Consider the following 7,930-nt stretch of genomic DNA (forward strand, 5'->3'; position numbering starts at 1 on the left):
TTGACCTTAGATGGTTTTCCAGACCTGCTGGGCAATTTCAAGAAATGCTTTAGTGGCAGGGCTGAGATGTTTATTATTTTTAACCGCAAGTCCAATACTGCGTTTTAAATTGGGCGAAAATGGACGTTTCACCACATTGGGATAAAGCGCCAATAATTTATGCGTCAACACCATATCGGAAACCACAGAAATTCCAAGTTGATTGTTGACCATGCTGATGATGCTGAGAATCTGGGAAATGCGATATCTGATTTTAGGTTGCACCTGAAACTGCTGAAAGATCAACTCGACCTGTTTCTGGCTTCCTGCCAAAGTCATGATAAAGGCTTCTTGTGCCAGTTGTTCGGGCTGAATCGTAGTGTATGCTGCCAAGTGATGGGTCTTGGGAATCAGCGCCACAAAAATATCATTCAGTAATGGTACACAATCAAACTGGGTATTGGGCAATAAAACAAAACCAACATCAATTCGCCGTTCCTGAAGCCACTGACAGACTTCCTGATCATCACCTTCATCAATATAAATTTCAATGTTGGGATATTGCTGCTGGAAGATGTCTAAAATTTCAGGCAAAAGCAAAATTGAAGATGATGCACCAAAAGAGCCGATGCGTAGCGTACCTTGATTAAGCCCGTGTAAAGCTTGTACTTCTTGCTCTAACGTGTGTGAAATACTCAGCAATTCTTTCACATGAATCAGGAGCTGTTGCCCTGTTGCGGTGAGTTCGACTTGGTTGTTATGGCGGGCAATCAGATTAACCTGCCAGTCTTGTTCCAAACTTTTGAGTGCATGTGATACAGCCGATTGAGTAATACCCAATTTTTCTGCGGTTGCGGTAAAGCTACGCAGTTCTGCAATCCATGCGAAAATTTCTAATTGGCTAAAGGTCATGGCAAGGCACGACTTCATGAGGAAAAACTCATTTTAGCATGAGTCAAAATCTTGTTTAAACTTGATCTTTTTCAAGATGAAGTGCTGAGGCAAAGCATGTTGCAGCAAATGATGTTGGCGGTAATTCCATTAATCGTGCTGATTGCGGCAGGTTATGGACTAAAGCAAATGCATTTTTTTGAAGATGGGTTTTGGCAAGGTGCAGAGAAGCTGAATTATTATCTGCTATTTCCTGCGCTACTGCTGCACACAACGTTAACCGCACACATTGAGTTTTCCCAACTTAAACGCCCTATTCTGAGCATGTTGGTGGTCGTGGCTTTGGCAAGTACATTTTTATATGCACTGCGGATATTTAAGCCGATGTCTGCCGCACGTTTTGGGGTGCATATGCAGAGTATGGTGCGTTTCAATACCTATATTGGTCTGGCATTGGTGACGGCTTTATATGCGAAACAGGGCATGGCGATTTTGGCGGTCTTGCTAGCACTTTGCATTCCTGTGGTGAATGTCATTTCGGTATTATCGCTGATGGAACGTCAGCATATGGCATTACGTCCCGTATTATTCTCTTTGCTCAAAAATCCGTTAATTTTATCTTGTGCGGTTGGAATCAGTTTAAATCTGCTGAATGTTACAATTTGGCAGGGTATTCACGAAGTCCTTAAAATTAGTGCAGCATCGAGCCTGCCTTTGGGGCTGTTTTGTGTAGGTGCAGCTTTGCAGTTTAAACAACTGCATCAAGATTTTTGGGTATTGTGTTTAGATACATTCGCCCGCTTGCTGTTGATGCCTGCTTTGGCTTATGCAGTGGCACATGCTTTGGCTTTACCTCAACTCAGTTTACAGATTTTAGTAATTTTCTTTGGATTGCCAACAGCTTCCGCTTCTTATATTTTAACCAAGGTATTGCATGGTGATAGTCAGCTCATGGCTGCCGTAATCAGTATGCAGACACTATGCGCTGCGATCACTTTACCATTCATGATTTGGTGGGTGGCTTAACAATAAGGAATAAAATGTGACCCTACAGATTCAGCACAATAAAATACCCCTTAAAACGCAACGCTGTGTGGTCATTACGGGGGGAACACGCGGTATTGGGTTGGGTTTGGCGCAAGCCTTTTTAAGATTGGGCTGGTCTGTGGTGATTTCAGGACGCGATGCGACACAGCTACAAACAGCAGTTCAACAATTACAGCAACAGCAGGGTCGCAACTGCATTTGGGGACAATGCTGTGATGTCACCCAGTCTGAGCAATTACAACACCTGTGGCAAAGTGCTTTAGATCAATTTTCGCGGGTCGATGTTTGGATTAATAATGCAGGCACATGCAATCCTGCCCATGCATTTGCTGAACTTACACCACAGGATTTACAGCAGGTGGTTCAAACCAATTTGTTAGGCACAATGCTTGGGGCGCAGGTTGCACTCAAAGGTATGCTGAAACAGGGTTTTGGGCAAATCTTTAATATGGAAGGTTGGGGCAGTCATGGTGAGTGGAGTGCAGGGATGACACCTTATGCCACCACAAAACGTGCGGTCAATTATTTTAGTCATGCACTCTATAAAGAAACACGTCACACGCCTATACAGGTTGGTGTGCTCAGCCCCGGAATGGTCGTAACAGATTTGCTGATTTCATCATGGCAGCAGGGAGATGCTAAAAACTGGCATAAAATGAAATGGTTATTTATGTTTGTCATCGATCCGCCTGAGTTGGTATGCCAGTATTTGGCACAGCAAGTCAGTGAAAATCGTAAAACACGTGCCAAAATTGTTTGGATGACGCCGTGGCGTTTGGCGCTTCGGTTTTTACAACCGCACTATTGGCGGCGTAATCCTGTGAAAGGGACAGCGCTTGAGCACTTTAAATAAGTATTTGTTTTTAAGCCGATGGCAATGTTGCTGTAAACACTTTGGTTTTAGATGATTTAAATGATGCCATATCATATATTTTTAGATTTAATTATTTTTAAATTTTTGATTTAAAATCATATTTTTTAATTTTTAATATTCCAACTAAAAAACTCAAGATTTTATTTTACCCTCAGCACTGAACAATGTTTTAATACGCGAATTGAACAGATATTATTCATTTTGTTTATATTGATTATTGAGCAAAGTTACCTCGTATGTTTGTTAAAGAGGATCATGCTCTGCAAAATGAAAAAGTAGATATGGCTTTGATTTTATGAAAAATAAGCACTTGCGAAATAGGAGCGAGTATGTGGTTTAAAATTAACTCCTTTCGTGATCGGTTACTGATTTTATTTATTGCGCTGTCTTTTACTTTAGGTTTATCGATTACCTTATATTTAGGGCGAGTGGCTTCACAACAAATGACCGAAACCCGTGGTCAAGCCTTATATATTTCTGCAAAAAGTATTAGTAGTACCTTAGCCAATTCCCTCAATGAACGTGAACGGGAAATCATGCTGCTGGGTGAATCCCCATTTTTTTCAGAGGCTGATTTTCATAATCCTCGTGTCCAGTTAAAGCTAGACCAAGTGAAAAGGTCTTATCGTTACTATGCGTGGATTGGGGTTGCCAACCCTCAGGGTTATGTTGAGGTCGCAGCTGATCGTGTACTTGAAGGCGCAGATGTGTCAGAGCGTGACTGGTTTATTCATGGCTCAAAGCAAGTCTATTTAGGCGATGTGCATAAAGCTGTATTGTTAGCCAAAAAAATTAAAGCGATTAATCCCAATGAACCGATGCGCTTCATTGATTTTGCTGCACCGATTTATGACCCCGTTAGTCATCAAATGCGAGGCGTTTTGGCAGCTCATGCAGATTGGAGTTGGGCAGGAGAAGTTCTGAATAGCGCACTTTCAGAAGATGCAACCGAAAAAGGGGTTGAGGTCTTTATTTTGAATCAAAAAGGGGAAGTATTATATCCTTTTAAAAGTATTGGACTGGTGAAACCACCTGTATTTAATCCACAGCGCCCAGCTTATTTTATTGATCAGTGGCATGAAAATAAAGAATATTTAACGGTTGATATTCCCGTGGTTTCTAAAACCAACATCAATTTGGGTTGGCATGTGGTGATTCGCCAACCTGTCGCAATTGCCTTGATGGATGTACGTGGTTTGCAACATCAAATTATGATTGTAGGTTTTATCATCTCAATTTTACTGTTATTGATTACCTATAAACTTGCCAATAGTTTTAGTCGCCCGATTGAAAATTTGGAGAAAATGGCAAAAGCCATTCAACAAGGGCAACATGATGTCCATTTCAGCAGTAAAACCACAATTCGAGAGATTCAAGGTTTATCCGATTCACTGGAAAGCATGACGGGAACATTGTTGTCGCAGCAGCAACAACTGCAAGATGCGAACAGTAACTTGGAGCAAAAAGTCGAAGCGCGGACTCAGGAATTACAACGAGCCAATATCGAACTGGAGAAATTGGCGCGTTATGATGTATTGACAGGCTTACATAATCGCCGTGCTTCCAATGATTATTTAGACTACTTATTTGAACAGTTACAGCGGACACAACAGATTTATACGGTATTGCTGATGGATATCGACTTCTTTAAAAAGGTGAATGATAGCTATGGGCACGAAGTCGGTGATTTGGTTTTGCAAAGTGTGGCGAAGCTATTGCCAAGCGTGCTGAGATCGACCGATTTTGTTGCACGTTTTGGTGGGGAAGAGTTCTTGGTTTTATTGCCTGAGACCCCATTGGCAGGTGCAGTAACCCTAGCTGAAAAAATTCGCCTCACGGTGGCAGATACGGTCATTATTGAAAATCATCCAATTACTTTAAGTATTGGCGTGAGTGAGGTGCAATTGCGAGATCGTGACGTACACGATGCAGTACGTCGTGCCGATCAAGCTTTATATGCTGCCAAAGCACAAGGGCGTAATCGGGTTGTACCCTTTCAGGAATCGCTCAATATAGACAAATCATAGATATGACTGCTTCACATCGCCAATCTTGCTATAGTGTTGCTTTTGCAAGTGTGATTGGCGATGACTTCTGATCTCAAAGTAACGATACAGAAAAAGACTGAACTTTCCCCACAGCAGAAAAAGCTCAATCGCCTGATCGATAAAATTGAACAGCAAAAAATCAGTCTGGCGACATGGCAAAATGCACAGAATGAGATTCAGCAGCACACCCGCCAAAAACTTTTCCCTATCTATGCCGAATTGCATACGGTGTTGTTTCAGCAAATGCAGCAGCTTTGGACAATGCTGCATAGCCATGAATTTTCCAAAGCCGATATGCAGCAACTGGATGAGAAAATTGCCAGTCTTGGCAAAATCCTCAAAAATTCCAAAGTTCTGTCTGCCGAGCAACATACTCAAGTGGCTCAAATCAATACGTTTTATCAGCAGGTTGTAGCGCAATCGAATGCTAAAAAAAGCAAAAAGTCACAGAATGTCCGTCTAGAAAATCAGGAAACTCCTCAGCAAGATGAGTTTGAGGTAGAGCAAGACTTTGAACAATATGCTGCCGAGCAGCAACAGGCACGGGAACAAGCCAAGCAGCAACGGCTGCAACAAAAACGAGAACAAGCTGAGCAAATGGCAGCGCAATCACTCAAAACCGTATATTTAAAAATTGCCGCGATGATTCACCCCGACCGTGAACAAGACGAAAGCAAGAAAGCAGAAAAAACCGAGTTGTTTCAGAAGGCAAGTCAGGCGTATGAGCAGCAGGATTTGTTTTATTTACTGAAAATGCAGTTACAGCTTGAGCAGAACAAGGCTGTAACTTCAAAAGAACTCACGCCTGAGCAAGTGAAGTTTTATCAATTGGCGTTGGATGCTCAAAGTCAGCAGCTTGAAAGTCAAATTGCGGAAATTTTGGATTCTTTTCAGTTGGCGAAGAAGGTGAAAGCAGAGCATGTGCATATTGGTGATGTGTATAAAGCTGTAGATGCTGACTGTGCTGAGTTAAAGCAGCAGTTGAAGTGGGAAAAAGAGCGTTTAAAGTATATGAAAAAGGTGAGTGGGGTAGAGATGTTGTTGGGGCATGGGGTCGTATAAATATTTATAGATTGTGGCAGAAATTGAATAATCTAAGATTTTCTTTGTCAGTAATAAAAGGCAGATGACATAACAGGTTATAGTTGATAGTTATACCGTACGGTAATTTTTAATAAATTTAAAAGGAAAATTGAGATAAATAACCTCTCGTTGTTGGCGAGAGGATTAGTATAATTTTAAATGTATAGTAAATTTATCTAGTAATAGTATAGCTTCGTTCGGTTTTAGACTTAATGTATTCTTGGGCTTCGCGTAGTTTATTTTCAAGTGCCATAAAAGCCTGATCCAGTATTTTGTCAGATAAAATTACTTGTTTAAGCTGAAGAGTAAGTTGTTCATTTACACTGAAATCAGAAATTCCTTTTTCTTTTTTTGAATAAATATTTAATGATGATGCTCCATCAGTTTTGAATATAAGGTAAAAAAATATATGCTGCATTATTGTGGTGTTTATATACCCGAATTTATTTTCGTAATCAAAGTCAAATAATAAAATAACAGTGCAGTCTCCATCATTATTATCTACTACAAAAATACTTTGTAAAAAAGGTTGAATGCTTTTTTCTATGTATTTGGTATCTTTAAAGAAATTGTTAATTGATGGAACAACTAAAAATTTATAATAATTTAGTTTGTCTATCTCACTTAAAAATCTAAGCTCGACTTCAAACTTATTGTGATTCTCATAGTTAAACATATCTGTGTAAAATTTCTCTAACAAAGAGGTATCAAAACTTTTTAATAAATTTGCTACAAAAAACTCTTGGATGCTTTTATGAATAAAGCTATATTCATTTCCATCTCTTAGAATTAAACATATATTTTTTGTTAATTCCGATATAATATTGTTGCTATCGAATTTTAATTCTAATATTTTACATGCTTCCGTAAGGCCTTCAGAAAAATATTGCTTATCAAATGAGATCCTATTACCATTATTCTTTGAGTAAAAGCAGAATTCTTGAAATATATCTTCTAATTGTGATTGGGTGGCATCAACAAATCTAGCTCTTTCAAATGGGAGTTTAAGATAATCATGTCTATTCATTAGTACATCGAAAATATCGCGATAAAATTCGGATACTGATAATGCTATTTGTAACTTGGTTTGATAAGTCATGACAAATAATGTAAGCATTAAAGGGGTTTTTAGAATATCTTTTAAACCTACATCACTTTCTCCAATTTTTTGTACTAATTGTTTTGAAATTTCTAGATCACTTGTTAATTTTTTAATAAAATCAATTTGATCCTGCTCATCGTATGGATGTAATGTAAGAGATAAGAAAAATGGGCTATTTTGCAAAGAATTATATGGACGGCTAGAGCAAATAATTTTCATGTCAGGAAATTTTACTGACCATTGTTCTAATTTAAGAATAACACTAGGGATTAGGTCTTTATTTAATTCATCAAAACCATCTAGAAAAAGAGATATTTTTCCACTTTCAGCTAATGCATCAAAGTTTGAATTTGTTATATTAACCTCTAAGATATCACTCAAATAAGTGCAAAGGCAATCAGTCAAACTTTCAGTCTTTTGTATGCTTCTTAACTCTAAAAATATTGGTAAAGACGTTTTGGAAAGTAGTTCATTAACTGTAAGATGTCTCATAAGCATAGATTTTCCATGCCCAACAGTACCTTCTATTATTAAATTTTCTTTTATATCTAAATCACGAATAGTGTTGAATGTTTGTATACTTGAATCTGGTAAATTTACTTTTGTAGGGTAATAAAATTCAGAGATATGCTGCGGTTTCTTACTATCATAAATTGTTCTAATCATTAGGTTTTTATTAATTCTCAAAAATATTTTTTCAGATGAACTTTCTATATTCATTTGTGCAAGAAAAGTTCTACCAGTTTTTTTAGTAAAACTGTATATATCTTTGCAAATTTCAGTAATGAGTGGTCTGAGAACTAATGCTCCATATGCCATCGTTAGTGTTTCGGTCATGAGAAAATCCTATTTATATTTTATATAACTGAATTCTAATTTAATAGATTCAAAAATCCCCTCAATTGA

At 38.3% G+C, this 7,930-nt stretch carries 6 protein-coding genes; 4 read left to right on the plus strand and 2 right to left on the minus strand.

Features of this window, described 5'->3' with window-relative positions:
- Positions 1 to 6: 6 nt before the first annotated feature.
- Positions 7 to 891 carry a LysR family transcriptional regulator gene (locus tag LVY74_RS12430; RefSeq protein WP_237815337.1) on the minus strand — a complete coding sequence of 295 codons (885 nt, stop codon included), beginning with the start codon at positions 889 to 891 and terminating at the stop codon, positions 7 to 9.
- 99 nt (positions 892 to 990) lie between these two features.
- Here LVY74_RS12430 and LVY74_RS12435 point away from each other — a divergent pair, with 99 nt between their 5' ends.
- The 4 genes from LVY74_RS12435 to LVY74_RS12450 all read left to right on the plus strand — a co-directional run bounded on the left by LVY74_RS12435 (position 991) and on the right by LVY74_RS12450 (position 5,901).
- The gene (locus LVY74_RS12435) at positions 991 to 1,896 is read left to right on the plus strand and encodes an AEC family transporter (RefSeq protein ID WP_237815338.1); all 906 of its coding nucleotides are present in this window, start codon (positions 991 to 993) and stop codon (positions 1,894 to 1,896) included.
- Positions 1,897 to 1,912: 16 nt separating this feature from the next.
- Positions 1,913 to 2,770 (plus strand): SDR family NAD(P)-dependent oxidoreductase, encoded by an 858-nt coding sequence (locus LVY74_RS12440; protein ID WP_237815328.1) that lies wholly within the window; start codon positions 1,913 to 1,915, stop codon positions 2,768 to 2,770.
- 350 nt (positions 2,771 to 3,120) lie between these two features.
- On the plus strand, positions 3,121 to 4,818 hold the full coding sequence (locus LVY74_RS12445; protein ID WP_237815329.1) for a sensor domain-containing diguanylate cyclase: 1,698 nt from the start codon (positions 3,121 to 3,123) through the stop codon (positions 4,816 to 4,818).
- A 60-nt stretch (positions 4,819 to 4,878) separates the two neighbouring features.
- A complete protein-coding gene (locus LVY74_RS12450; RefSeq protein ID WP_237815330.1) occupies positions 4,879 to 5,901 on the plus strand; it encodes a molecular chaperone DnaJ in 1,023 nt (340 codons plus the stop codon).
- 193 nt (positions 5,902 to 6,094) lie between these two features.
- On the opposite strand, the gene LVY74_RS12455 is transcribed toward LVY74_RS12450, so the two are convergent.
- Positions 6,095 to 7,861, minus strand: coding sequence for an NACHT domain-containing protein (locus tag LVY74_RS12455; RefSeq protein ID WP_237815331.1), 1,767 nt, complete (start codon positions 7,859 to 7,861; stop codon positions 6,095 to 6,097).
- Positions 7,862 to 7,930 lie beyond the last annotated feature (69 nt).

The organism is Acinetobacter sp. ME22 (assembly GCF_022012315.1).
GTDB lineage: Bacteria > Pseudomonadota > Gammaproteobacteria > Pseudomonadales > Moraxellaceae > Acinetobacter > Acinetobacter brisouii_A.

Coding starts and splice junctions, on each gene's coding strand:
- LVY74_RS12430 (WP_237815337.1), bottom strand. CDS start 891: ATGACCTTTAGCCAATTAGAAATTTTCGCATGGATTGCAGAACTGCGT.
- LVY74_RS12445 (WP_237815329.1), top strand. CDS start 3,121: ATGTGGTTTAAAATTAACTCCTTTCGTGATCGGTTACTGATTTTATTT.
- LVY74_RS12450 (WP_237815330.1), top strand. CDS start 4,879: ATGACTTCTGATCTCAAAGTAACGATACAGAAAAAGACTGAACTTTCC.
- LVY74_RS12455 (WP_237815331.1), bottom strand. CDS start 7,861: ATGACCGAAACACTAACGATGGCATATGGAGCATTAGTTCTCAGACCA.